The following is a 23,665-nucleotide window of genomic DNA, read 5'->3' as shown; positions in this document are numbered from 1 at the left end:
AGCCCGGATTGTTCAGTGCCCTTTGTCATGTGGCCGGAAGGAACTTAATTTCACTCACCGCCAGACATGCTGCCCGAACCAGCTTTGCAACATTTATGCCATACAAGGAAAAAATATGTCACAACAGCCAGAACTGCTTTGGGGAGCCCGTTTTAAACACGGTCCAGCTGCCACCTTAAGCGCGTTATCGCGCAGCCCGGAATATTATTTTTCCCTCGCTGAATATGATCTGGAAGGTTGCCGCGCCCATGCTTATGAATTAAACCGGGCCGGTTTGCTTGATGAAAACGAAACGGTTCTGATGGTCGATGCGATTAAACAACTGGCGAAGGATTTCCGTGCCGGCATTCTTGCGCCGATTCAGGCGGATGAAGACGTGCATACGTTTATCGAACGCAGCCTGACCGGGCGGCTTGGCGAACTCGGCGGCAAATTGCGGGCAGGGCGCTCACGTAATGATCAGACCGCTAACGATTTACGTCTCTACCTGCGCGATAACGCCCGCAAGATTGTGGCGGCCCTGCTCGGACTTCAGACCGCACTGGTGAAGCAGGCGGAACAGCATATTCATACACTGGCACCGGGTTTTACCCATCTTCAGCAGGCACAGCCGATTGTATTCGGGCATCAGCTGATGGCGCATGCACAGTCATTTTGCCGTGACGTTGAACGTTTTCAGGACTGGGATAAACGTTGTGCACTGTCGCCGCTGGGCGCGGCGGCGATGGCCGGTTCAGCCATTGCCCTGCATCCTGAACTTTCCGCCAAAGATCTCGGTTACGACGGTGCCTGCGAGAACTCAATTGATGCCGTGGCCAGCCGTGATCATGTCGCAGAATTCCTGTTTGCAGGCAGTATGCTGAGCGTCAATCTTTCCCGCATCAGTGAAGAAGTGTGCCTGTGGGCCTCGCGCCAGTTCCGCTGGGTTGAGCTCGATGACGGCTACGCCACCGGCAGTTCCATCATGCCGCAGAAGAAAAATCCGGATATTGCTGAACTGACACGCGGTAAAAGTGGCCGGCTGATTGGCAATGTTACTGCCATGCTGAGCACCCTGAAAGGCCTGCCGCTCTCCTATAACCGTGACCTTGTCGAAGACAAACGTAATGCGATGGATACCGTTGAGCAGTTGCTGTTAGTGCTGCCTGCGATGGCGGGCATGATCGACACCATGACCATCAATGTTGAGCGTTTGCGTGAACAGGCTCCGGAAGGTTTTACGCTGGCGACGGAAGTGGCCGACTGGCTTTCGCGTCGTGGTGTGCCGTTCAAGGAAGCTCACGAAATCACCGGCAAACTGGTGCAGGTGTGCGAGCAATACAATCTGGCGCTGCACGAAGTCAGTGATGCGCAGTTACTGGCGGTTGATGCCCGCCTGAGTGCTGATGTACGTGAATGCCTGACACTGGAAGCGGCGATCAACGCCCGCAGCGGTAAGGGTGGCACGGCACCGGTGCGGGTAGCAGAGCAGATTGCGCGGCTGAAAACCCGTCTCGAGGCGCAGGCAAACTGGGTCAATGGTTACGCTGGCCTGTCTTTATAATCGTGCGGGAGAAGCCTGATGACCCTTTACACTAAAACGTCAGAAAGTGCGAAAAGCGCAGAGATTGATCTCAGTGAATATCACGCTGTACCCCAGCGTTATTACGGCCGGATTTTTGCCTCGGCAGTGATCCTGCTGCTGCTGGCGTTGCTGGTGAACGCCTTTGCGCATGGCAAAATCGAATGGCAGTACGTGGCACAGTTTCTCACCGCCAAAGCCATTCTTTTTGGTCTGGGCAATACCATTGTCATGTCAGTGCTGGCGATGGCACTGGGGATCGTGTTCGGCGTGATTATTGCCGTCATGCGCATGTCACAAAACCCGGTGCTGCGCAGCGTGGCAATGGGGTATACGTGGATTTTCCGCGGCACACCGCTGATTTTACAATTGCTGCTGTGGTTTAACCTGGCACTGATTTTTCCGACCATCGCCATTCCCGGCGTATTCAGCCTTCAGACCGTTGACATCATGACGCCGTTCGCCGCCGCACTGCTCGGCCTGAGCATTAATCAGGGCGCGTACACCTCGGAAGTGGTGCGTGCCGGGCTGATTTCGGTCGATCTCGGGCAGTACGAGGCCGCGAAATCCATCGGTATGACCCGCCTGCATGCGCTGCGGCGGATCATTTTGCCGCAGGCAATGCGGGTGATAATCCCGCCCATCGGTAACGAATTCATCAGCATGGTCAAAACCACCAGTCTTGCCAGCATGATCCAGTATTCCGAAGTGCTCTATAACGCACAGACCATTTACTTCGCCAATGCGCGGGTAATGGAACTGCTGTTTGTGGCAGGCATCTGGTATCTGGTGGTGGTGACTGTGCTGTCGCTCGGGCAGAACCGTCTTGAGCGTTATTTTGGCCGTGGCACCCGCCGCCGCACCCGCCACTGACAGGAGCCCGACCATGAAAAGCATTATCAAAGCCGTCAATGTTAATAAGTACTTTGATCAGTTTCAGGCGCTGAAAAACATCAATCTTGAAGTTAAACACGGTGAAGTGATGTGCATCATTGGCCCTTCCGGTTCAGGGAAAAGCACATTTTTGCGCTGCATCAATCAGCTCGAACGCATCGACAGCGGCGGGGTGTGGGTCGATGACGAACTGGTCGGTTACCGCATGGACGGCAAAAAGCTGTACCCGCTTAACGACCGGCAGGTTGCCCGTCAGAGGCTGAAAACCGGCATGGTGTTCCAGCGTTTCAATCTGTTCCCGGATAAAACCGCGCTGGAAAATATCATTGAAGGGCCGTGTCAGGTGCTGCTGCGTCCTGTGAAAGAGGCCACACGGGAAGCGATGGCGCTGCTCGAACGTGTCGGGCTGGCGCATAAACGCGATGCTTATCCGCTGGAACTTTCCGGCGGCCAGCAACAACGCGTGGCGATTGCCCGGGCGTTGGCGATGAAACCCAAAGTGATGCTGTTCGATGAACCGACCTCGGCGCTCGATCCTGAGATGGTCGGCGAGGTGCTGGCGGTGATGCGCGGCCTGGCGGCAGAGGGCATGACCATGATTGTGGTCACGCATGAATTAGGTTTCGCGCGGGAAGTGGCAAACCGCGTGGTCTTTATGGACGAAGGCGGAATTATAGAAAGCGGTAATCCGGAAGACATTTTGCTCAACCCGCAAAATCCACGGACGCAGAACTTTATTTCTGCCGTCCTGATCTGACCTTTTTGACGTTAACTTTTGACTATGGGAATGCCTTTATGAAAAAAACATTGTTGTCCCTCATTACCGCCGGCGTCCTGCTGAACGGCGTTGTTTCCGGTGCCGGTGCGGCGGAGCTGAAGCAAAAAGACGAAATCAAAGTGGCGATGATGCCGAACTATCCGCCGCTGGAATTCAAAGATCCCGCCACCGGTAATCTGACCGGTATGGATTACGATCTGGGCACGGAAATCGGCAAACGCCTGAACCGCAAAATCAGCTGGCAGGAAATCGGCTTCGAACAGATGGTTAACGCCGTCGCCACTAAACGTGTCGATATGATCTTATCCGGCATGACCGACACCAAACCGCGTCAGGATATCGCGACCTTTGTTGATTACTACAACAGCGGACCGCAGTTCTATACCACCGTCGCGCACAAAGAAATCAATACCATGCTGGACTTGTGTGGCAAAAAAGTCGGCACCAGCCGCCGTACCACATTCCCGGCTGAAATCGCGGCATGGAGCGAAGCCAACTGTGTTCCGGCAGGCAAACCCGCCATTGTGGTGATTGGTGCGGAAGGCACGGCGGATGCACGTACCCAGCTGCGCCAGGGGCGCATTGAAGGCGTGGTGCAGGGCAGCGAAACCCTGCCGTACATCATGAACCTGGAAAAAGACACTTATAAACCACTGGGTAAAGCCTTTGCCTATCAGGTGACCGGCATGGGGATCAGCAAAGACGATCAGCCGCTGATTGATGCGGTGAAAGGTGCGCTGACCGACATGATCGCTGACGGCACTTATCTGAAAATCCTCACCAAATGGGGCCTGCAGGATGGCGCAATCAAAGAAGTGACCATTAACAAAGGCAAATAACCTCAGGCGACGGACTGACTCATGACGATTTCACAACAGGCGGCCAGTTTATGGCCGCAAGGCAAACGCGGCTGCATGGCGCTGGCGTTTGATCTCGACGGCCCGACCGGTGATGCAATGCTTAACGGCACCCTCTGGCAGAAAGCGGATTATTTTACCTTCGGCGCTTACGGGCCCTATCGCGCGCTGGAGCGCATCCTTGATTTGCTCGATGACCACCAGCTTCCGGCGACTTTTTTTATTCCGGCGTGGGTGGTGGAAAACTGGCCGAAACAGTGTCAGGCGATTGTCGGACGCGGGCATGAAGTGGCGTATCACGGCTATCGTCATGAGTCTTTTTACGCCATCAGCGCGGAGAAACAGTTATGGGTGATGCAAAAATCCCGTGAGATTTTCTGGCAGTTTCTGGGCATCCGTGCCGAAGGTTTTCGTACGCCTTCCGGTGACTGGCATCCGGAAACGCCTGCCATGCTACTGGAAGCCGGCGTGACCTATTCCAGCAGCATGCGCGGCGACGACCGGCCTTATCTCATGAAGGTTCCCGGTCATGAACGCCCGCTGGTGGAAATCCCCGGCCGCTGGGAAATGGACGATTACGCCTCTATAGCCTATACCCGCGAGCCGAATTTCCCCTCAGGGTTAGACCGCACCGCCAGTTATGAACTGACGCTGGATAACTGGTGCCGTGAATTCGACGGTGCCATGAACGAAGGGCTGAGTCTGACCACGTTGTTCCATCCGAAAATCAGCGGAAAACCTGGCCGCATTATGTTACTCGACCTTTTTTTTGCGCACCTGAAAGCACGGGATGACGTGTGGTTTGCGCGTTGCCGGGAAGTCGCCCACTGGTGGATGCAGGAGCATGCCAATGACTGATCATAACTGGCCGGCAGGTTACCGCTCTGCAGTGGTAATCACCGTTGATTTCAATGATATTCACGGCATTCTCAGCCAGGTACCTGCGGTGGCCGGACGCGAAAAAACGTTGTCCGTCTGGCGTTATGGCACGCTGCGCGGTATCGACCGGTTGCTGGCGTTACTGGAGAGGAAAAATCTGCGCAGTTCGTGGTGTGTACCGGGCATTGTGGCGGATGAGAATCCACAGAAGATCCGTGATATAGACCGCGCCGGGCACGAACTGGCGACCTGCGGCTATGAATTCGCCCATTTTGACGGTCTGTCGTTGCATCAGCAAACCGACAGTCTGCAAAGAGGTAAAGCGGCGCTGAAAGCGCTGACCGGGAAAGTGCCGCGCGGCTTTCGTTTGCCTGCAGGTAACTGGGCACCGGGCTTTACGGATGTGCTGGCGGACGAAGGGGTCAGCTGGACATCCGGCTGGCGCGGCGATGATTTACCGTATTTCCAGCCGGTGCAGGACGGCCAGCCGTCGCGGCTGGTGGAATTGCCGCTGCATTATGAAATGGAAGACGAACCGTATTTCGCGTTTAACCTCAGCCCGGCGGTGCCGCCGGCACAGTCGCGGATTGCCTCTTACCGCCACACCCTCGGTAATATGAAGATGGATTTTGACGGATTTCACCGTTTTGGTTTGTGCTACGTGCTGCGACTGCATCCGGAAGTGATCGGCACGGCGGGGCGGATTGGTATGCTGGCGGAACTGTTGGATCACATCACGTCACATCCTGATGTCTGGGTAGCGACGGCCGGGGAAGTCGCTGACTGGTGGTCGCAGAACCGGCCGCAAAACGAGGCGTCGCATCCGGCGCAAATCTGGATGCAACACACTGCGCCGGGAGTCAGCCATGAGTAATATCACACAGCAGCAAATGTTGGCCGAATTCGTGGTGAATACCCGTTTTGATGATTTGCCAGGACGGCTGGTTGAGCGCACCAAACGACACATCCTCGACACGCTCGGCGCGGGGCTGGTGGGTTCCACCAGCGACGTCGCAAAAGAGGTGGCGGCGATGATCCTCAGTGAAGGCGCTTTCCCGCTTTCGCCGGTGTGGGGCTATCGTGAACTGACATCGCCGCGCAACGCCGCGCTGCTTAACGGCGTGGCGGCACATGCGCTGGAACTCGATGACACCGGTGGCTGCGATCATTCCGGCGCAGTGGTCATTCCTGCTTTGCTGGCGGTCCTGCCGTTATGTCCGCAGCCGGTCAGCGGAAAAGCATTTATCACGGCGGTCGTGATCGGTTATGACGTGGCGCGCCGCGTGCTTGAAGCCTGTGGCGGATATTCACCCCATAATGGTGCGGGCTGGCATTCGACCTCTACCTGCGGTGTGTTTGGTGCGGCGGCTGCAGCCGGAAAATTAATGGGGCTGAATGCGGAACAAGTCAGCGCGGCGTTAGGCATTTCCGGCAGTTTCAGCGGCGGATTGTGGGCGTTTATCCACGACGGTTCGCAGAGTAAAAAATTGCATGCAGGACGCGCTGCCGAAGGAGGGGTGCTGGCTGCGCTGAGCGCCAGACAAGGCATCAGCGGACCGTCGCAGTTATTCGGGGACAAATGGGGTGGATTTCTTTCCACGCTGGCACCGGCCAGTGCGACGCCGCAAGCCCTGACGGCACAACTGGGGGAGATCTGGAAGCTGGAACGCTGTTCCATCAAACCTTATGCCTCGTGTCGTGGCACACATTCCGCCATCGATGCCACCGGTATTTTGCTGGAAAGGCTGAATGCCGGCGCAGGGGATGTCGAAAAAATCGTCGTGCGTCTTTGCCCGTTCCTCAGTGGCATGTGCGGTGACAACGAAATTGCCACACTGGCCGCCGCGCAGATGAGTATCCGTTACGCCATTGCCGCCCGCGTGGTGTTCGGACACGCAGGTCTGCCGGCGTATGACACCGATAAACGCCAGGATCCGGATTTACTGGCGATGATCCGCCGGATTGATTTGCAGGAAGACGATACCCTGAGTGCCGACGGCGAGCCGGATGTTACGCTCATCACCCGCTCTGGCGCATCGCAAACCGTGCGGGTAGATATTGCGCTCGGCGCACCGGGGAATCCGGTTTCTGATGAGCAACTGAAAGAGAAATTTATCTCGCTGGCGACACGGGTGATTTCGGTGGAAGGGGCAGAGAGGATATGGGAGCAGGGGATGCGGCTGGATCTGGCGCGAGATATTAATGCATTCATCGGGCGGTAGCTCTCTTCCCTGCGAAGGGGGAGGAGCAAAACACCGACCCGGTTCGGTGTGGGGGAGGTGCAAAGAGACAGGACAAATTTTCACTTGTTCATCCTGCGGAGCTGGTGTCAAATCAGAGGATTAGCGTCCTGCGAATAAGACCGCCAAAAAAAGGAACCTCTCATGACCCAGACCCTACGTACAGGCCTTGTCGGCTACGGCTTCGCCAGCAAAACCTTTCATTCACCTCTGATTGACGGCACGCCCGGTATCGAGCTGGCGGTGGTTTCCAGCAGTGATGCGGGCAAAGTCCATGCGGACTGGCCCAATGTGGAAGTGGTAGATTCGCCGGAAAAGCTGTTTGCCGATGCGTCCATTGATCTGGTGGTGATCCCGACGCCCAATACCACCCATTTCCCGCTGGCGAAACTGGCGCTGGAGGCCGGTAAACATGTCATCGTCGACAAGCCTTTTACCGTGACGCTGGATGAAGCCCGCGAACTTGACGCGCTGGCGCGTGCAAAAGGTAAGGTGCTGTCGGTGTTCCATAACCGTCGCTGGGATTCGGATTTCCTCACGGTTAAGACACTGATTGAAGAAGGTGCGCTCGGCGATATTGTCTATTTCGAATCCCATTATGACCGTTATAAACCCCAGGTGCTGCAACGGTGGCGTGAAAGTGAGGCGCCGGGCAGCGGCATCTGGTTCGATCTGGGTTCGCATCTGCTGGATCAGGCGCTGCAATTGTTCGGATTGCCGGAAACATTGCAGGCGGATCTGGCTGTACTGCGGCCGGGCGGTAAAGCCGTCGACTACTTCAACGCAGTGCTGACTTATCCGCGACGTCGTGTGGTGTTGCACAGCACGGTTTATGCCGTTGCTGAAACGGCGCGGTTTATCGTGCAGGGTGAAAAAGGCAGCTACGTGAAATTTGGGCTGGATCCGCAGGAAGATCGTCTGAAAGCCGGTGAACGTCTGCCGCAGCCGGACTGGGGGGTCGATAAACGTGATGGCGTCATTACGCTCAGCCACGACGGCGTATTGGCAGAGAAATCGCTGCTGACCATTCCGGGCAACTATCCGGCTTATTATGCCGGTGTACGCGATGCAATTAACGGGCTGGGTGAAAATCCGGTACCCGCCGGGGATGCCATCCGCGTGATGGAAATGCTCGAACTGGGGATGCAGTCCTCAGAACAACAGGCGACCCTGAAAGTCATCAGCAACTAATACAGGATCCCGTTTTCCAGAGTGTCACGCCGGTGACACTCTTATTTTTCATTTGTTATTCATTTTGCAAGGAAGGTTCATGTCCTGGTTACAACGTCTGAAAATCGATAAGTTTTTGCTGATCCTGGTCTGTGTTGTCGTGATCGCTTCATTTTTTCCCTGTGAAGGGATTTATAAAACCTTCTTCGGCTATCTGACCACAGCCGCTATTGCACTGCTGTTTTTCATGCACGGCGCGAAGCTTTCCCGCGAAGCGATCATGGCGGGTATCAGCCACTGGCGTTTGCATGTAGTGGTGTTCCTTAGCACTTTCGCGTTGTTCCCGCTGCTCGGTCTTGGCATGAAATGGCTGGTGCCGGTGGGCATTCTGACGCCGACGTTGTACTACGGTTTTCTGTATCTTTGTGCATTGCCTGCGACCGTGCAGTCTGCGATTGCTTACACCTCGGTGGCTGGCGGTAACATTCCGGCGGCAATTTGCAGCGCGTCGGCGTCCAGTATTCTCGGGGTGTTCCTTTCACCGGTGCTGGTTGGTTTGCTGATGCATACACAGGGCGGTACCAGTGACACCTTACATGCCATCGGTTCCATTGTGCTGCAACTGATGGTGCCGTTTATCATCGGGCATCTTTGCCGTCCGCTGATCGGTGCCTGGGTACAGCGGCACAAGAAAATCGTCAACGTCACCGACCGTTCATCGATTCTGCTGGTGGTCTATGTGGCATTCAGTGAAGCGGTTGTGCAGGGGATCTGGCATCAGATCAACGGCTGGTCGCTGCTGGCGATCCTCGGTTGTTCGATTGTTCTCCTGACCATTGTGCTGATCATCAACACCTGTGTGGCGCGGCTGTTTGGCTTTAACACCAAAGACGAAATCACCATTGTATTTTGCGGCTCGAAGAAAAGTCTGGCGAACGGTATTCCGATGGCGAACGTGCTGTTCCCGGCTGCTGCCGTGGGCGCGATGGTGCTGCCGCTGATGATTTTCCATCAGATCCAGCTGATGGTCTGTGCGGTACTGGCCTCACGCTATGCCAGACGTGTGGCGCGTGAAGACGCCGCCGCACAGGTGAAGAAAGAAGAAGTGAAAACGGTGTAATCCGTTGAATGAAAAGAAAAGGGCGGAGAACATTCCCGCCCTTTTTTATTGGGTGAAAAGCGTTATGCCGACACTTTGTCGCGAATTGCCTGCTTCTCAGCGGCTGTCAGGAATGCCATCGTCAGGCCGTTTTCCTGTGCCTTGCGGATTTCGTTTTGCGTCAGTCCGGCAGCCGGTGCAGCGACATGATATTCGTTAGCAATCTCAATGCCCTGAACTGCCGGATCATCGGTATTGATGGAGGCCAGCACGCCATGGCGCAGAAAAATCGCCAGCGGATGCTGCTCAAAAGACGCGACGGTGCTGGTCTGAATGTTAGAGGTCAGGCAGGATTCGATACCAATCTGATGTTTGGCCAGAAAATCCATCAGTTCAGGATCCTGTGCGGCTTTTACCCCATGGCCGATACGCTCAGCGCCCAGTTCACGGATTGCCTGCCAGATGCTTTCCGGGCCTGCGGCTTCACCGGCATGAACGGTAATATGCCAGCCTGCGTCGCGCGCACGGTTAAAATGGCTGAGGAACAGACTGCCCGGGAAACCCAGTTCATCACCGGCCAGATCCAGCGCGGTAATGCCGTCGCGGTACGCCAGCAAACCTTCCAGTTCTTGCAGACAGGCGTCTTCACCAAACGTACGGCTCAGAATGCCGATCAAACGCACATCGATGTCATGATGCTGCTGACCTTCGCGGATCCCTTCAATGACCGCTTCCACCACACCCGCGACCGGAAGTTTGTGGTTCATTGCCATGTAATAGGGAGAGAAACGCAGTTCGGTGTAATGCAGACCGGCGCGCGCCGCATCTTCAACGTTTTCTTTAGCAATGCGGCGGCAGGCATCCAGATCGCCGAGCACTTTAACGCCCCAGTCGAGTTTCTGCAGGAAACTTACCAGATCCGGTTCAGTATGCATCACCTGTACATGCGGGCGCAGCGCTTCAAGTTCACTGGCAGGTAAGGTCAGATTAAACTGACGGCCTAAATCCAGAATAGTCTGAGCGCGGATGTTGCCATCAAGGTGGCGGTGAATGTCTGTCAGGGGAAGGCGTGTGTCGATCATGGTGTGCACTCATTATTATTGAAATGTGCGGGGCATTATAACGGGAGAATCACCCTGAATGAAATGTTGTTGCGCAACAAGAAGGGGGGTGAATTTGCTTCCTCCCCTTCGCAGGGGGAGGAGTTAGACCAACTCTCTGATGCCAGTGATTAATTTTTCAACACCGGCTTCCACCTTCGATCGCGGGCAGCCGACATTCAGACGCAGGAAACCGTTACCTTCTTCACCATAGGTATAACCCGGCATAATGGCGACTTTTTGATGCCTGATCAGCTCATTTTGTAACTGCTTATCGTCAATACCCAGCGGGCGTAAATCAATCCACGCCAGATAGGTGGATTGTGGCGGCTGCCAGTTGAGCGGCGGGAATGCGGCGTTCAGTTGTTCCGCCACGTAACGCAGATTGCCCTGTAAATATTCCCGTAACGCATCCAGCCAGGGTTCACCGTGATGATAAGCCGCAACGTGCGCATGAACGGCAAGCACGGCCGGAGATGATAAGCCGTCGCAGGCTTTCAGCTGGTGCAGATACGCCTCGCGTGAGGCTTTATGGCTGATCAGTCCGTAAGCGCCGGTCAGCGCCGGAATGTTAAAACTTTTCGACCCGGAGGTCAGTAACGCCCATTCTCCGCGTCCCACGTCATTCCACGGCGTGTGGCGGTGTTCGCCCCAGACCATATCCATGTGAATTTCATCGCTGATCACCCGCACATTGTGACGCTCACACAGTTCAGCAATAAGTGTCAGTTCTTCCCGTGTCCAGACTTTACCGGTCGGATTGTGCGGGCTGCACAGCAACAGTACAGAACAGGTTGGTTGCACCAGCAGGCTTTCCAGATGTTGCGCATCCAGCGACCAGTCATTACCGTTTTTAAGCAGCGGGCAGGCCATCATATTGCGCTGATTACCGTTTACCACGTTGAAAAACGCATCATAGGCCGGAGTGAAGGTCACCACGCCATCATCCGGCTGGCTCCACTGACGGATCAGTTGCGCAACCATGTAAATCACCGACGGGCCGTAGACCACGCTTTCCCGGTCAATCCGGCTGTTAAAACGCCGCTGAAACCAGTGTGCTACCGCGCCGAGGAAATCATCGTGATGCCAGCGGCTGTAACCGAGTACGCCGTGTTGCAACCGTCTTTGCAGCGCATCCAGAATGCAGGGTGCGGCGGGGAAATCCATGTCAGAGATGGTGAACGGCAGTAAGTCTGTGCTGCCGAAACGGTCAGCGACGTAATCCCACTGGGTGCACCAGGTGCCATGACGGTCGGTAACGGCGGAAAAATCAAAACTCATTTTTTCACTCCCTGAATAAAGCTGGAAAGGGCGACCGGAGGCGCCCTGTTAATCGTATTACGCTATCACCGGTTCCGGTGCTGGCTGACTGGCTGCGGTACGGATCAGATAATCCAGTTCATCTTTTACCGACTGTACCTGCGGACCAATGACGACCTGCAGATTATGCTCGTTAAGATGAACGACACCGATAGCGCGGTTAGCTTTCAGCGTGGCATCGTCAACCCGCGACATATCCGCAACGGAAAGACGCAGGCGGGTGATGCAGTTATCCAGTGAAACAATATTACCGGCACCGCCCAGCGCGCTCAGAATAACCGGCACGTTGTAGCCAGATTTACTGGAAGACGGCACGGCGGCGGCAGCAGGCATATTCTCAGATTCACGACCCGGCGTTTTGATGTTAAAGCGCACGATAGAGAAACGGAAGATAGCGTAATAAGCCGCGAACCAGATAGCGGCCACTACCGGCACCAGATACCACTTGGTCGCAGTGCCATGCAGGATCCCGAATACCACAAAGTCGATGATATTGCCGTCGGTATTACCGATGGTCACACCCAGCACGGACATGATGGTGAAGCCCAGACCGGTCAGGATGGCGTGGATCACATAGAGAACCGGCGCCACAAACAGGAACAGGAATTCGATCGGTTCAGTGGTGCCGCCAACAACGCAGGCTACGACGCCGGAAATAAGCAGGCCTTTAATTTTATGACGATTTTCAGGTTTCGCGCAGTGGTACATCGCCAGAGCCGCACCCGGCAGGCCACCGAGGAAGGCAGGCATTTTGCCCTGAGAAAGGAACTGCGTCGCGCTTTCAGAGAAACCGTGCGTGGTCGGGCAGGATAGTTGTGCCTGGAAGATGGTCAGTGCGCCGCTCACTTCGCGGCCACAGACATCCAGCGTGCCGCCAGCTTCGGTGAAGCGGATCAATGCAACCAGAATGTGATGCAGGCCAAAGGGTAACAGCAGACGCTCACCGGAACCGAAAATCATCGGGCCAAATACCCCTGCTCCCTGAATAAGACGGCCCAGACCGTTAATGCCAGCAGCGAAGAAAGGCCAGATAAGGGGGATCAGCAAACCGACCAGACCAAGCACCACGGTGGTAACAATCGGGACGAAACGCGTGCCACCGAAGAATGCCAGCGCATCCGGCAGACGGATCGTGTTGTAGCGTTCGTGCAACATGTACACAATGATACCGACGATGACCGCGCCCAGAATACCGGTGTCGATAGACTGGATGCCGAGGATCATCTGGATATTATTGGCCTTCAGCACCAGCGGATCGACGGTTGGCAAGGTGCCGTTAGCGGTCAGAAAGAAATTAATTGCCAGATTCAGTACAGCGAAACCGACGAAACCGGAGAAGGCAGCAACGCCTTTGTTTTCACGCGCCATACCCAGCGGGATAGCGATAGCAAACATCACCGGCAGGAAACTGAAGGCAAACGACCCGACTTTGCTCATCCAGACGAAAACCAACTGGAGGATCGGATTACCTAATGCGGGGATCAGCGTCACCACATCATGACTGCTTAACGAACTGCCGATGCCCAGCATGATGCCGCAAAACGACAGCAGAGCGACCGGCAGCATGAAAGTTTTCCCTAAACTTTGGAAGAACTCCCAAAGCGTAACACGTTGTTTTTTGTTGGCAGGCATACCCGCTCCCTGAGTTGTTTTATTAAGCGACTTGTTGATGGCGGCTAAGATAAAACGTTTTACCTAAATAATACGTGTCTGAACTCACACTATTTGATGGTGCCTTCTGCAACATGGGTTAAATAAGGTTAAACGTTTTACTCGGCAGGCTGGATTAGGTATAACTGTCTGACCACGCTAATTATTCCGGTTTTCGGATACAGCGGGCGGGAAGGGATCCCGTTTTATGGAATTTCAAATGAACGACAACAGCCGATGAATCATAAAAAAATCACCATTACAGATGTGGCGCAGCATGCCGGCGTTTCCGTTACCACGGTTTCGCTGGTGCTCAGCGGTAAGGGGCGTATTTCCCGGATAACAGCAGAACGGGTTAACCGTGCGGTTGATGAGCTGGGTTTTGTGCGCAACCGGCAGGCGAGTACGCTGCGCGGTGGCGAATCCGGCGTGGTCGGGCTGATTGTCCGCGATATCTGTGAACCGTTTTATGCCGAAATGACTGCCGGTCTCAGTGAGATGTTTGAAGCGCAGGGCAAAGTGTTGTTTCTGCTGCAAAGCGGCCCGTCCGGTAAAGGGCTGATGCGCTGTTTCGAGACTTTGCTGACCCACGGCGTAGATGGCATTGTGATCGCCGGTGGCGTAAATACTCTCGCCGGGCTGAAAGAAAAGGCCGAAGAATATGACGTCCCGCTGATCTGCGCGGCACGTTCCGGGGGGATCGAAGGGGTTGATGTTGTCCGACCCGATAATATGCTCGCAGCGAAAATGGCCACCGAATATCTGATCAAACATGGCCACAAACAAATTGCCTATCTCGGCGGTTTGAGCAATTCGTTAACCCGTGCCGAACGTCTCGGCGGTTTCTGCGCCACGCTGCTGCAATACGGCCTGCCATTTCGCAGCGAATGGATTATCGAGTGTGATTATCAGCATAAATGTGCCGCCGATGCTGCCGAAACTTTATTATCCCGCTACCCGAAAATCAGCGCAATTGTCTGCCATAAATCATCCGTCGCGCTGGGCGCCTATTTCGGCGTGCTGCGTACCGGTGCGCAAGTGGGTGGCGGGGCAGTAGACAGCTTCTTCCAGCAAAAAATTGCCCTGATTGGAATGGAAGATGCGCCGGAATCGGAACTGACGGAACCGCCGCTGACCTCCATTGCCAATTCCGCACGCGAAATCGGTTATGCGACAGCGAGGCGCTTACTGATGAGGATCGGGGGACAAAATCTGGAAGCGCAGAATATTATCCTGCCGCCAGCGCTGGTGGAGAGGGAATCGGCTTAGCGGGTGACTGAGCGGGCATCCTTAAGGAGGGCGGCGACCCAGGGTATTGACCTAAAGGTCCGCCGGGTCGCCAGGCCCTAAAATCACTCGACAGTTGAATACTTCACATAATGGTTGGAACAGTTGAAGTGAGCGACATAACCCAGGGTACCATTCGGGCCTTTTGCGCTGAACGGGATGTGGTAAGTCCCTTTGTCTTCTTTAACATCATCGCTGATGAAATTCAGTACCGGCACTGATGTGCCCATATTGTCTTTGTCGTTACCCCAGTTTGGAATGCGGTTTTCCATGTAATCACGGGTGACAGTATCGATGGCATTGTTCTTGCTGATATCGGCACAGGCGCCTTCTGTGGAGCGTTGCATCCACCACGGATAGACATACACTGAACCCAGCATCAGCACCATCAAAACGAAAATGACCGAAACAATCCCGATTAATACGACTTTACTCATAATGCTTGTCACTCCTGAAAAATATCAGTCAAATCATTAGCTGCCCGGATAAACCCATCGCTAACGCCAGGCACGAAAGCGCGTATGTTACGCCACTTAGTTAGCACAGGTTAAGTAATATCAGCCTTTCTGTTGCATTCGCTTACAGAAGCCATGCCGCGGACAGAGGGCCGGGGTGGTAGCCTTTTTATACATACATTATTCACGTAAGGAGTCAGGTATGAGTCAGCAACAACCCACGGTCGCGGTACTGGGTCTGGGCGCAATGGGGCATGCGTTCGCCGCTAACCTGATCAAAAAAGGGTTCTCTACCCGTGTCTGGAACCGGACGGCTTCACGCGGTGATGATTTGGTGGAAGCCGGTGCTACACAAGGCCGTACACCACGCGAAACGGCTGAAGGCGCGGACGTGGTAATCACGATGTTGTCCGACGGCAAAACGTCACTTGAAGTCTGTCAGGGGGACAACGGTGTGCTCGCCGGTCTGAAACAGGGAGGGATTATTGCCCAGATGGGAACCCTCGGCGTTGAAGCGACAGACGCGCTGATTGCGCTGATTAAAGCGCAGCGTCCTGATGTCGTATTCTTTGATGCACCGGTTTCCGGCACCAAAGCCCCGGCCGAGCAGGCGCAAATTGTGGTGCTGGCCAGCGGTGATCGTGAAGCCGGTGCCGCCATTGAACCGGTATTCGCCGCTATCTCCAAAGCGACAAAATGGCTCGGTGAAGCCGGACGTGCCTCCAGAATGAAACTGGTGGTCAATGCCTGGCTGATTGCCATGATGGAAGGTATTGCAGAAACGACGCAGCTTGCACAAGCACTGGGATTCACCACTGACGATCTGTGGAATGTGCTGGAAGGCGGTCCGCTGGCAGCCCCTTATATCAGGGGCAAAATGGAGATGTTCAAAAGCGATGATTATACCCCGCAGATGCAACTGACCTGGGCGCTGAAAGACATCAATCTGGCACTGGAGGCTGGCAGTCATCTTGAACTGCCGGTCATGAAACGAATCAGTCAGACCTGGCAGGGCGCGGTCGATGCCGGTTATGGCGGGAAGGATCTGGCGGTGGTATATCGCTATCTCGGCACTAAACGTTAAGTCTTTAAAAAACTGCGAATAAATGCGTTGTCCGGTCCACGGAAGGGCCGGATATTTTGCCTTTCGTTCATAACCCTGAAGTATAAACCAGACCATCTGGCTATTGGTCTGTTATCGGGCAACCGTGATAGCGTTGATGATTATTAACAACATCACTGCGGAGCGCGCGATGAGCCAGATATCTTCCCCTATCCCTCTGATCGATTTCAGCCAGTTTTCCACAACGCCCGGACAGAGGGAAGAATTCCTTGCACAACTGCGTTACGCCGCCCGTGAGATTGGTTTTTTCTACCTCAAAAATCATGGCGTTGATGCGCAGTTACTGAAGGATGTTCAGCGGGTTGCCCGGCAATTTTTTGCACTGCCTGAGGAAGACAAACTGGCTGTGGCGATGATTAATTCGTCACACTTTCGTGGCTATAACCGTGCTGCCTCGGAGATGACCCGCGGTCAGCCGGACTGGCGCGAACAGTTTGATCTCGGCGCGGAGCGGCCAAAACTACCGGTGACAGAAAGTACGCCTGCATGGGCAAGATTACAGGGGCCGAATCAGTGGCCGGAAGCATTGCCGGAATTGCGCCCGTTATTGCTTCGCTGGCAAAGGGAAATGACGGCGATGTCGTTGCGTCTTTTGCGTGCTTTTGCGCTGGCACTGAAACTGCCGGAAGAGGCCTTTGATCCGCTGTACGGTGAAAAACCGAATGAACATATCAAACTGATCCGTTATCCGGGGCGTACGCCGGGTGCCGGAAACCAGGGGGTCGGTGCACATAAGGATTCCGGATTCCTCAGTTTTCTGTTGCAGGATGAACAGCGCGGTTTACAGGTTGAAGTAGAAGCAGGGCAGTGGGTCAATGTGTTGCCTGTCCCTGATACGCTGGTGGTCAATATCGGCGAGTTGCTTGAACTTGCTACCCACGGTTATTTGCGTGCTACGGTACACCGGGTTGTATCACCCCCTGAAGGGGATGAGCGCCTGTCGCTGGCATTTTTCCTGGGGGCTCAGCTTGATGCTGTTGTGCCATTATTTCCTTTGCCAGCCGAACTGGCAAAGGAAGCGCGGGGAGAGGCAAGCGATCCTCTGAATCCGTTATTCCGCGATGTGGGTTTCAATTATCTGAAAGGGCGGTTGCGCTCACATCCTGATGTCGCGCAGCGCTATTATTCTGACCTGCTTGTGGCGAATATTACTGGCTGACAGGCGCCTGCGCAGTATCTACGCTGACCACGGTCGACATTCCCGGCCGAAGACGTTCACTTTGTTGGCCAGGTTCCAGTTCAATGCGCACGGCGATACGTTGTGAAATCTTGGTGAAGTTACCCGTCGCATTATCCGCTTTAAGGATGCTGAATTCTGAACCTGCCGCAGGGGAAATACGGGCCACATGCCCTTTAAATGCCTGATCATTCAAGGCATCGACAGTGAATACCGCCGGTGTGCCAACAGCCATACCCGCCAGCTGGCGCTCTTTGAAATTGGCGGTCACCCAGACCTGTTTCGGCGTAACTGAGGTCAGTTGTGTTCCGGCACTGACGTACTGCCCGAGCCGTGCGCTGACTTCGCCGAGTTGTCCGTCGGACGGAGCAACGATCTGCGTATGCTGCAGATTGATTTGTGCCACTTCGACTCTGGCCTGGGCCGCCTTCAACGCGGCTGCCAGTGAAGCTTTGTTGGCATCGACCAGCGCCAGATTCTGTCGGGCAATATTCACCGAAGCACGGGCTTTAGCCACATTAGCCTGCGCAGTCAGCAGCGCGGCGTGAAGCTCGTCGCCGGTGGTTTTAGAAACCAGTCCTTTCTCCAGTAAAGGCCCGTTACGTCCGGTATCAAGCAAGGCTTTGCTGTGCGCGGCCTGGGCACTTTGCAGCTCAGCTTCCGCGAGTTGCAGGTTGGCCGCACCTGAGGCGCGGTTCTGCTCAAAGTTTTGCAGCGTCACCTGAGCCTGCGCGGCAGCCGCTTCTGCCTGTAACAACTCCTGACGGTAGGTACTGTCATCAATCACAAACAGCACGTCGCCTTTTTTGACTGGCATGAAATCTTGCACATTGACGTCAGTGATATAACCCGATACCTGCGGGCTGAGCAGGGTCACATTGCCCCGGATATAGGCATTATCCGTCGATTCCACCTGCGAGTTGAACGGGAACAATTGCCAGCTGTACAGCACGATCATGACCCCGATAATACCCAGACAAAGCACCACAATAATCGATGGATAACGAAAGATATTTTTCATCAGTTTTTCCGCTTTACTCTTTTTATTCATCTATAAAAACAAGGCAATTACCCGACAGTCTGTTTCTTCATCAGGATCCGTCCGACAATAATGTGTACGACAAGGACGGCAAAGCAGCCCAGCGACATATAAAAAACCACTCTGAAAACATCGTTATAGGCCAGCAATCCGGCCTGTTGTGTCACTTTCTGGCTCAGCAGGGCCAGACCTTCGGCATTGAGTTGCGTGCCGTCGTTTAATACCGGTTTCAGTAAATGGCTGTACTGCGCAACCCGTTCACTGACCAGCGGATTTTGCAGGCTGATGTTTTCGACCAATACGCTGGAATGAAATTTCTCTCTCAGGATCTGTATCGTCCCGAGGAAGGCGCTGCCAACCTGTGCGCCGACATTCTGAGTAGAGAGAAACACCAGGATAAAACTGATGATCTGGCTTTGCCCAAACTGCAGGGCGCGGATAAACCCGAGCCAGAGAGCGGTCGGCAGAAATACCGCCCCGGCAAAGGCGATCATTCCTTGTGTCAGGTAAAATTGCTCCGGGCGGGTATCCACCGTGGAACCGGCGTCCGTCAATGAGGCAATCGCAATCAGGGCAATCGAAAACAGATGGATGTATACGATCCGGTTGGCTTTGTGAATGATACTGACTACCACCAGTCCGGCGAAGGTTGCGGCCAGAATGACGCAAAACAGCGCCATCAGCTGATCGTTAAGCAATCCGACCAGATTCAGAAACCCGACCATGCCGGTCGTTTGTTCCGACAACAGCATGCGTACGAAGAGCATCGACCCGGTGAACAGCACCATTTCAGGCGTCATCAGCCAGCGCAAATCGATAATGGGATTCTTGCGTTTCAGTTCGACCATAAATGACAGCGTCAGCGCAATAATCCCGACCACCAGCACTTCACCAATCCAGTCTTTTTCCTGCCACCAGTAATAACGGCCCATTGTCAGCACCACCGACATACAAGCCACCGCGGTGGCAATGAGCGGATAACTTATCCAGTCTGTACGTTCAAACACTTTCACCCGTGGCGGATGGGTAAGCGGCAAAATCCAGATAATGGTAAGGCAGATAAGTGAAAGGCCGGATTCAAGCGTCGCCAGTTGATGCCAGTGGCCAAGATCTAACAAATGCGGGGATATAATGCGCGAGACAGGCAAAGCCAGCTGACTGCCCGCCAGCCCGAAACACAATCCAGCCGTCAGTTTTTTAGCCAGCGGAAAGATCTCAAACATATAAAATAATGCCAGCGGTCCGAGCGACGCCATTGCAAAACCCATGACAGCCCGCACGGCCAGGGCGGTCTGGAAATCATGAGTGAATGTCTGTCCCAAAGACGCCACAGCAAAAAACAGCAGCCCGTATTCACCAAACCGACGAAAACCAAACTGGGTACGGATTTTGTACAGCAGGATCGTGCCGGTAACGCTGGTTGCTGTATAGGCTGCCACCAGCCAGTAACTTTCCACATTGGAAATGCCCAGCGAGCCCTGTATGCCCGGCAGGTTGGAGCTGACCAGATTGATCCCAAGCCCCTGCGTCAGCCCGATAATCAGTGATGCTGTGGCATAGACAACCATCCGCAGACGCGGATAGTGCAGCAACCAGGTACTGACCTGAACGGCAAAAGGGTGATGTTGTGACGGCGGAACCGGCGCGGGTTTATCAGGTTTTACTGGGAGTTCTTTCTGTGGTGATGCTTCCCGTGTTGATAATTCACCGGCGTCCTGCCGGACATCTGAATCAGAACGCGTCGTCATCGTTATGCCTCGTAAATCATTACCCTGCGAGTTTGTAGCTTGCTACATAATGTAATAAGTCATCTCAAGGGTGTCTACCCAATTATTCATATTGATGATATTTACAAGTGAAAATAACGGATAACTAATCAATAACCCAAGTGATGATTACAGGCGGGAAAGGGCATCAAACAAGGAAAAAGCGCCCTTTAAAGCGCAGCGATATTGGCGGTAATACTGGCGAGAACACCCCGGGCGATATCCACATCTTTTGGCGCAATGCCTTCCATAACGCGGATCAGAATATCATCCGTCATGATACGCACCTGATTTGCCAGTTCGGTTCCAGTTTCCGTCAGTTTGATATCTTTTGAGCGACGATCGGTTTCTCCGGGACAGCGCTCCAGCAGGCCCAGCTCAGCCAGGCTGTCGAACAGGCGAATGGCAGTAGGGTGTTCCACTTCCAGCAATGCTGTCAGTTCTCCCTGAGGCAGGCGTCCGCTGGCGGCTTCCAGATGCAGTAAGACCTGTCCCCGGGCCAGCGTCAGACCAATTGTTTTAAAACGTGAATCGCAATAAGTTCGTAACTGGCGGCCGATATGAATGGTTTCAGGCAGGAAACGGATGGCTGGCGAGGTCGCTTCCGGGCGGCGGCGTAATAGGGTCACAGGAGATCCTCACTGTCTGGGCTTAAGCGTGTTTTTGAGGCGTCAGATTAGCACGATATGCAACATTTACCAGAAAAGGCAGGCTGCCATTAACATTTTGAGACAAGTGAAAGATTCATTAGCCTCGATAGCGGAGCCAAAAGTCCGACCTCTTTTTTGCAATATTAGTTACAACATACAATGTGTTATTTTAATACCGGTGATAGTCTGTGAGTCATAAAAAAACACCGCCTGAAGGCGGTGTCTGTCATTTTTCAGGCAGAAAGAGAGGGTTATAAACCCCGTTTTTCCATTAACAACGCCAGATCAACCAGACGGTTTGAAAAACCCCATTCGTTATCATACCAGGCCAGAATTTTCACCAGCTTACCCCCGATCACCAGTGTGGAAAGCCCGTCAATAATAGAGGAACGGGGATCTCCCCGATAATCGCTCGACACCAGTGGCTCTTCGCTGTAACCAAGAATACCTTTCAGCGGACCGGATTCAGCCGCTTTGCGGAACGCGGCGTTAATTTCTTCAACTGTCGCTTCACGTTTCAGGTTAACCGTTAAGTCAACGATGGAGACCACAGGAACCGGAACACGCAGGGAATAACCGGTCATACGTCCGTCCAGTTCAGGGATCACTTTCCCAATCGCCTTCGCTGCGCCGCTGGAATACGGAACAATCGAAACCGCTGCCGCGCGTGCACCCCGTAAATCTTTTTCAGGCTGATCATGCAACGCCTGGCTGTTCGTATAGGCATGTGTGGTGTTCATCAGACCGTGTTCAATACCGAAAGTCTGATGCAAAACCTGAGCGGCAGGGGCCAGACCGTTAGTAGTACAGCTGCCGTTACTGACCACTTTATGTTTTGCCGGATCGTACTCGCCGTCATTGACACCCATCACGATAGTGATGTCATCATTTTTGGCCGGTGCGGAAATAATGACGCGTTTTGCTCCGCCTTGGGTGATATGAACTTCGGCTTTAGCTTTTTCAGTAAAGAAACCGGTCGCTTCAATAACGATATCCACACCCACCGTGCTCCATGGAATAGCCGCAGGATCACGTTCTGAAAAAACGCACACCGCTTTACCATCCACCCGCAATTCGCCGTCACCAGCTTCAACATCCGCTTTTAACGTACCGGAGAGTGAGTCATATTTCAGAAGGTGAGCGAGGGTCTTACTGTCAGTAAGATCGTTAATTGCCACCACCTGGAAATCATTGCGTCCGAGAGCGGCGCGCAAAACATTCCGTCCAATTCTGCCGAAACCATTAATGCCTACTTTGACCATGATGAACTCCTTAGTTATCTGCTTTACAGTTAATCTAGTACGGAGGTGATTTGGCGGAAATGACAATAAAAGATCAATTTACGCCAATATTTTGGAACAAAAGCGTTCTCTGTATTCTGTGGGCGTCAGTTGTAAATTACGTTCGAAAACGCGGCGCAGGTTAAGCCCGCCACCGAAGCCGGTTGCGAGGGCGATGCGCTCTATGTTTTGTGTCGTTTGTTCCAGAAGCTGTCGCGCGGCACTCAGCCGGACTTCCTCAACATACTTTGCCGGGGTTATACCTGTTTCGCGGGTGAACACGCGCGTAAAGTTTCGCGGGCTCATCGCAACACGTTCAGCAAGACTTTCAACCGACAAATCATCCGTGAGATGTTCAGGTAACCACGTCTGAAGTTTGCGGATAGGGCCATCACTGGCCTGATTCAAAAGGTAGCGGCTAAATTGCGACTGTCCACCCGGACGCCGGAGAAACATGACTAAATCCTGAGCAACACTTTTGGCGATGCTGAAACCATGATCTTCTTCGACCAGTGCAAGGGTGAGATCAAAGCCCGAGCTGACGCCGCCTGACGTCCATACCGGCCCGTCCTGAACATACATCGGGCCGCGCTCAACCGTTACCTGCGGGTATTGTGACTGCAGAGTATCAATCAGACGCCAGTGGGTGGTGGCATGACGGCCGTTGAGTAATCCTGCCTGGGCAAGCAATAATGCGCCGCCGCAGACAGACACTACGCGGCGGGCAGAAGGTGCAGCCTGTAGCAGCCAGCGGACAACGTCTGAACCTTCTGCTTCAGACAGACCTTTGCCGGTCACTAAGATAGTGTCACGGGGCAATGTCGGGTCAAGATCGCACAACCGGTGATCCGCAAGAAGGTTAAGCCCTGAGACGCCGTGGACTACACGGTGCGGTTGCGTGGTCGCCACCGTGACCTGATAGGGTGCGTTTTTTGCTTCAGGATGAGTATCGGGCAACAGGCGGTTTGCCTGCGTCAGGATGTCAGCAATACCTGCTGCTTCGAATAGCATGCCCCCGTCGGGGACGATAATCAGAAATGTGTTCATGGCATTAAAAATACAATGTGTATTAAATATGTCAAATCCACAAATGCTTTTATTGAGTCCCTGAGCAAGCGGATCAAGGCGAGAGCAGGGCAGACATACCGCATTTCGCACTTTTAGTACGGCTGAATCGCGGTAAAACTCTCATTAATACATGATCCTGAGCGACGATAACGGTATCTTATCAGCGCGGAGAATAACTCATTTCAATTCTGGAAGATTATGATTTCATCGTTTAAAAAAACCAGAAAATTCAGCACGTTGGTTATGCTGATCGTTCTGGCTGGCTGTTCAAG

General features: G+C 53.9%; 21 protein-coding genes. 12 read left to right on the top strand and 9 right to left on the bottom strand.

Translation table 11 applies throughout. The annotated features are described in order from the left end of the window. The first annotated feature begins 115 nt into the window (after nucleotides 1-115). From argH to J1785_RS16705, 9 genes are all read left to right on the top strand, one after another. A complete protein-coding gene (gene argH, locus J1785_RS16745) occupies nucleotides 116-1,543 on the top strand; it encodes an argininosuccinate lyase (RefSeq protein WP_217219945.1) in 1,428 nt (475 codons plus the stop codon). A gap of 18 nt (nucleotides 1,544-1,561) precedes the next feature. Then, nucleotides 1,562-2,434, top strand: a complete 873-nt coding sequence (locus tag J1785_RS16740) for an amino acid ABC transporter permease (RefSeq protein WP_129951258.1) — start codon at nucleotides 1,562-1,564, stop codon at nucleotides 2,432-2,434. Between the two features lie 13 nt (nucleotides 2,435-2,447). Then, nucleotides 2,448-3,212: an amino acid ABC transporter ATP-binding protein gene (locus J1785_RS16735; protein WP_217219943.1), complete on the top strand. Its 765-nt coding sequence runs from the start codon at nucleotides 2,448-2,450 to the stop codon at nucleotides 3,210-3,212. 38 nt (nucleotides 3,213-3,250) lie between these two features. Further along, a complete protein-coding gene (locus tag J1785_RS16730) occupies nucleotides 3,251-4,072 on the top strand; it encodes an ABC transporter substrate-binding protein (RefSeq protein ID WP_129951260.1) in 822 nt (273 codons plus the stop codon). A gap of 21 nt (nucleotides 4,073-4,093) precedes the next feature. Next, nucleotides 4,094-4,948 (top strand): polysaccharide deacetylase family protein, encoded by an 855-nt coding sequence (locus tag J1785_RS16725; RefSeq protein WP_217138628.1) that lies wholly within the window; start codon nucleotides 4,094-4,096, stop codon nucleotides 4,946-4,948. After that, the gene (locus J1785_RS16720) at nucleotides 4,941-5,843 is read left to right on the top strand and encodes a polysaccharide deacetylase family protein (RefSeq protein WP_217219941.1); all 903 of its coding nucleotides are present in this window, start codon (nucleotides 4,941-4,943) and stop codon (nucleotides 5,841-5,843) included. The genes J1785_RS16725 and J1785_RS16720 overlap by 8 nt, the downstream gene beginning before the upstream one ends. Continuing rightward, complete coding sequence (locus tag J1785_RS16715; protein ID WP_217138629.1) at nucleotides 5,836-7,191, top strand: MmgE/PrpD family protein; 1,356 nt, start codon at nucleotides 5,836-5,838, stop codon at nucleotides 7,189-7,191. The genes J1785_RS16720 and J1785_RS16715 overlap by 8 nt, the downstream gene beginning before the upstream one ends. A 162-nt stretch (nucleotides 7,192-7,353) precedes the next feature. Continuing rightward, nucleotides 7,354-8,400 carry an oxidoreductase gene (locus tag J1785_RS16710; protein WP_129990728.1) on the top strand — a complete coding sequence of 349 codons (1,047 nt, stop codon included), beginning with the start codon at nucleotides 7,354-7,356 and terminating at the stop codon, nucleotides 8,398-8,400. Between the two features lie 79 nt (nucleotides 8,401-8,479). Next, entirely contained in the window at nucleotides 8,480-9,499 is a 1,020-nt protein-coding gene (locus J1785_RS16705) for a bile acid:sodium symporter family protein (RefSeq protein ID WP_129951265.1), read from the top strand. Nucleotides 9,500-9,561: 62 nt separating this feature from the next. Here the strand turns inward: J1785_RS16705 and add are convergent, their stop codons facing one another. The 3 genes from add to malX form a co-directional block, all read right to left on the bottom strand. After that, on the bottom strand, nucleotides 9,562-10,560 hold the full coding sequence (gene add, locus J1785_RS16700; RefSeq protein WP_129951266.1) for an adenosine deaminase: 999 nt from the start codon (nucleotides 10,558-10,560) through the stop codon (nucleotides 9,562-9,564). A 123-nt stretch (nucleotides 10,561-10,683) separates the two neighbouring features. Further along, nucleotides 10,684-11,859: a MalY/PatB family protein gene (locus J1785_RS16695; RefSeq protein ID WP_217219939.1), complete on the bottom strand. Its 1,176-nt coding sequence runs from the start codon at nucleotides 11,857-11,859 to the stop codon at nucleotides 10,684-10,686. Between the two features lie 57 nt (nucleotides 11,860-11,916). Then, the gene (gene malX / locus J1785_RS16690) at nucleotides 11,917-13,530 is read right to left on the bottom strand and encodes a maltose/glucose-specific PTS transporter subunit IIBC (protein ID WP_217138634.1); all 1,614 of its coding nucleotides are present in this window, start codon (nucleotides 13,528-13,530) and stop codon (nucleotides 11,917-11,919) included. Nucleotides 13,531-13,785: 255 nt separating this feature from the next. On the opposite strand from malX, the gene malI reads away from it, so the two are divergent. Beyond that, nucleotides 13,786-14,817, top strand: a complete 1,032-nt coding sequence (malI, locus tag J1785_RS16685) for a Mal regulon transcriptional regulator MalI (protein ID WP_129951269.1) — start codon at nucleotides 13,786-13,788, stop codon at nucleotides 14,815-14,817. Between the two features lie 83 nt (nucleotides 14,818-14,900). On the opposite strand, the gene J1785_RS16680 is transcribed toward malI, so the two are convergent. Beyond that, nucleotides 14,901-15,272: a YebF family protein gene (locus tag J1785_RS16680; protein WP_129951270.1), complete on the bottom strand. Its 372-nt coding sequence runs from the start codon at nucleotides 15,270-15,272 to the stop codon at nucleotides 14,901-14,903. A 193-nt stretch (nucleotides 15,273-15,465) separates the two neighbouring features. Here J1785_RS16680 and J1785_RS16675 point away from each other — a divergent pair, with 193 nt between their 5' ends. Then, the gene (locus J1785_RS16675) at nucleotides 15,466-16,374 is read left to right on the top strand and encodes an NAD(P)-dependent oxidoreductase (RefSeq protein ID WP_276320330.1); all 909 of its coding nucleotides are present in this window, start codon (nucleotides 15,466-15,468) and stop codon (nucleotides 16,372-16,374) included. Nucleotides 16,375-16,543: 169 nt separating this feature from the next. Continuing rightward, nucleotides 16,544-17,572 (top strand): isopenicillin N synthase family dioxygenase, encoded by a 1,029-nt coding sequence (locus J1785_RS16670; RefSeq protein WP_129951272.1) that lies wholly within the window; start codon nucleotides 16,544-16,546, stop codon nucleotides 17,570-17,572. Here J1785_RS16670 and J1785_RS16665 read toward each other — a convergent pair. The 5 genes from J1785_RS16665 to J1785_RS16645 form a co-directional block, all read right to left on the bottom strand. After that, a complete protein-coding gene (locus tag J1785_RS16665; RefSeq protein WP_129951273.1) occupies nucleotides 17,562-18,611 on the bottom strand; it encodes an HlyD family secretion protein in 1,050 nt (349 codons plus the stop codon). The two genes, J1785_RS16670 and J1785_RS16665, sit on opposite strands and share 11 nt — an antisense overlap. A 47-nt stretch (nucleotides 18,612-18,658) precedes the next feature. Continuing rightward, nucleotides 18,659-20,377 carry an MFS transporter gene (locus J1785_RS16660; RefSeq protein ID WP_217219936.1) on the bottom strand — a complete coding sequence of 573 codons (1,719 nt, stop codon included), beginning with the start codon at nucleotides 20,375-20,377 and terminating at the stop codon, nucleotides 18,659-18,661. A gap of 188 nt (nucleotides 20,378-20,565) precedes the next feature. Next, complete coding sequence (locus J1785_RS16655) at nucleotides 20,566-21,024, bottom strand: MarR family winged helix-turn-helix transcriptional regulator (protein WP_217138638.1); 459 nt, start codon at nucleotides 21,022-21,024, stop codon at nucleotides 20,566-20,568. Nucleotides 21,025-21,296: 272 nt separating this feature from the next. Continuing rightward, nucleotides 21,297-22,307, bottom strand: coding sequence for a type I glyceraldehyde-3-phosphate dehydrogenase (gene gap / locus J1785_RS16650; protein ID WP_217219935.1), 1,011 nt, complete (start codon nucleotides 22,305-22,307; stop codon nucleotides 21,297-21,299). Between the two features lie 78 nt (nucleotides 22,308-22,385). After that, complete coding sequence (locus tag J1785_RS16645; protein WP_217138639.1) at nucleotides 22,386-23,372, bottom strand: GlxA family transcriptional regulator; 987 nt, start codon at nucleotides 23,370-23,372, stop codon at nucleotides 22,386-22,388. Between the last annotated feature and the right edge of the window lie 293 nt (nucleotides 23,373-23,665).

It is taken from the genome of Rahnella perminowiae, assembly GCF_019049755.1.
Classification (GTDB): Bacteria; Pseudomonadota; Gammaproteobacteria; order Enterobacterales; family Enterobacteriaceae; genus Rahnella; species Rahnella perminowiae.
This window is presented reverse-complemented; position numbering and strand designations above follow the sequence as displayed.

What these genes read in the sequence shown, in the direction of transcription:
- J1785_RS16645 (WP_217138639.1), bottom strand. Translation starts at nt 23,372, where the DNA reads ATGAACACATTTCTGATTATCGTCCCCGACGGGGGCATGCTATTCGAA.
- J1785_RS16660 (WP_217219936.1), bottom strand. Translation starts at nt 20,377, where the DNA reads ATGACGACGCGTTCTGATTCAGATGTCCGGCAGGACGCCGGTGAATTA.
- J1785_RS16740 (WP_129951258.1), top strand. Translation starts at nt 1,562, where the DNA reads ATGACCCTTTACACTAAAACGTCAGAAAGTGCGAAAAGCGCAGAGATT.
- J1785_RS16735 (WP_217219943.1), top strand. Translation starts at nt 2,448, where the DNA reads ATGAAAAGCATTATCAAAGCCGTCAATGTTAATAAGTACTTTGATCAG.
- J1785_RS16705 (WP_129951265.1), top strand. Translation starts at nt 8,480, where the DNA reads ATGTCCTGGTTACAACGTCTGAAAATCGATAAGTTTTTGCTGATCCTG.
- argH (WP_217219945.1), top strand. Translation starts at nt 116, where the DNA reads ATGTCACAACAGCCAGAACTGCTTTGGGGAGCCCGTTTTAAACACGGT.
- J1785_RS16670 (WP_129951272.1), top strand. Translation starts at nt 16,544, where the DNA reads ATGAGCCAGATATCTTCCCCTATCCCTCTGATCGATTTCAGCCAGTTT.
- malI (WP_129951269.1), top strand. Translation starts at nt 13,786, where the DNA reads ATGAATCATAAAAAAATCACCATTACAGATGTGGCGCAGCATGCCGGC.
- malX (WP_217138634.1), bottom strand. Translation starts at nt 13,530, where the DNA reads ATGCCTGCCAACAAAAAACAACGTGTTACGCTTTGGGAGTTCTTCCAA.
- J1785_RS16695 (WP_217219939.1), bottom strand. Translation starts at nt 11,859, where the DNA reads ATGAGTTTTGATTTTTCCGCCGTTACCGACCGTCATGGCACCTGGTGC.
- J1785_RS16665 (WP_129951273.1), bottom strand. Translation starts at nt 18,611, where the DNA reads ATGAAAAATATCTTTCGTTATCCATCGATTATTGTGGTGCTTTGTCTG.
- add (WP_129951266.1), bottom strand. Translation starts at nt 10,560, where the DNA reads ATGATCGACACACGCCTTCCCCTGACAGACATTCACCGCCACCTTGAT.
- J1785_RS16730 (WP_129951260.1), top strand. Translation starts at nt 3,251, where the DNA reads ATGAAAAAAACATTGTTGTCCCTCATTACCGCCGGCGTCCTGCTGAAC.
- J1785_RS16725 (WP_217138628.1), top strand. Translation starts at nt 4,094, where the DNA reads ATGACGATTTCACAACAGGCGGCCAGTTTATGGCCGCAAGGCAAACGC.
- J1785_RS16710 (WP_129990728.1), top strand. Translation starts at nt 7,354, where the DNA reads ATGACCCAGACCCTACGTACAGGCCTTGTCGGCTACGGCTTCGCCAGC.
- gap (WP_217219935.1), bottom strand. Translation starts at nt 22,307, where the DNA reads ATGGTCAAAGTAGGCATTAATGGTTTCGGCAGAATTGGACGGAATGTT.
- J1785_RS16680 (WP_129951270.1), bottom strand. Translation starts at nt 15,272, where the DNA reads ATGAGTAAAGTCGTATTAATCGGGATTGTTTCGGTCATTTTCGTTTTG.
- J1785_RS16720 (WP_217219941.1), top strand. Translation starts at nt 4,941, where the DNA reads ATGACTGATCATAACTGGCCGGCAGGTTACCGCTCTGCAGTGGTAATC.
- J1785_RS16715 (WP_217138629.1), top strand. Translation starts at nt 5,836, where the DNA reads ATGAGTAATATCACACAGCAGCAAATGTTGGCCGAATTCGTGGTGAAT.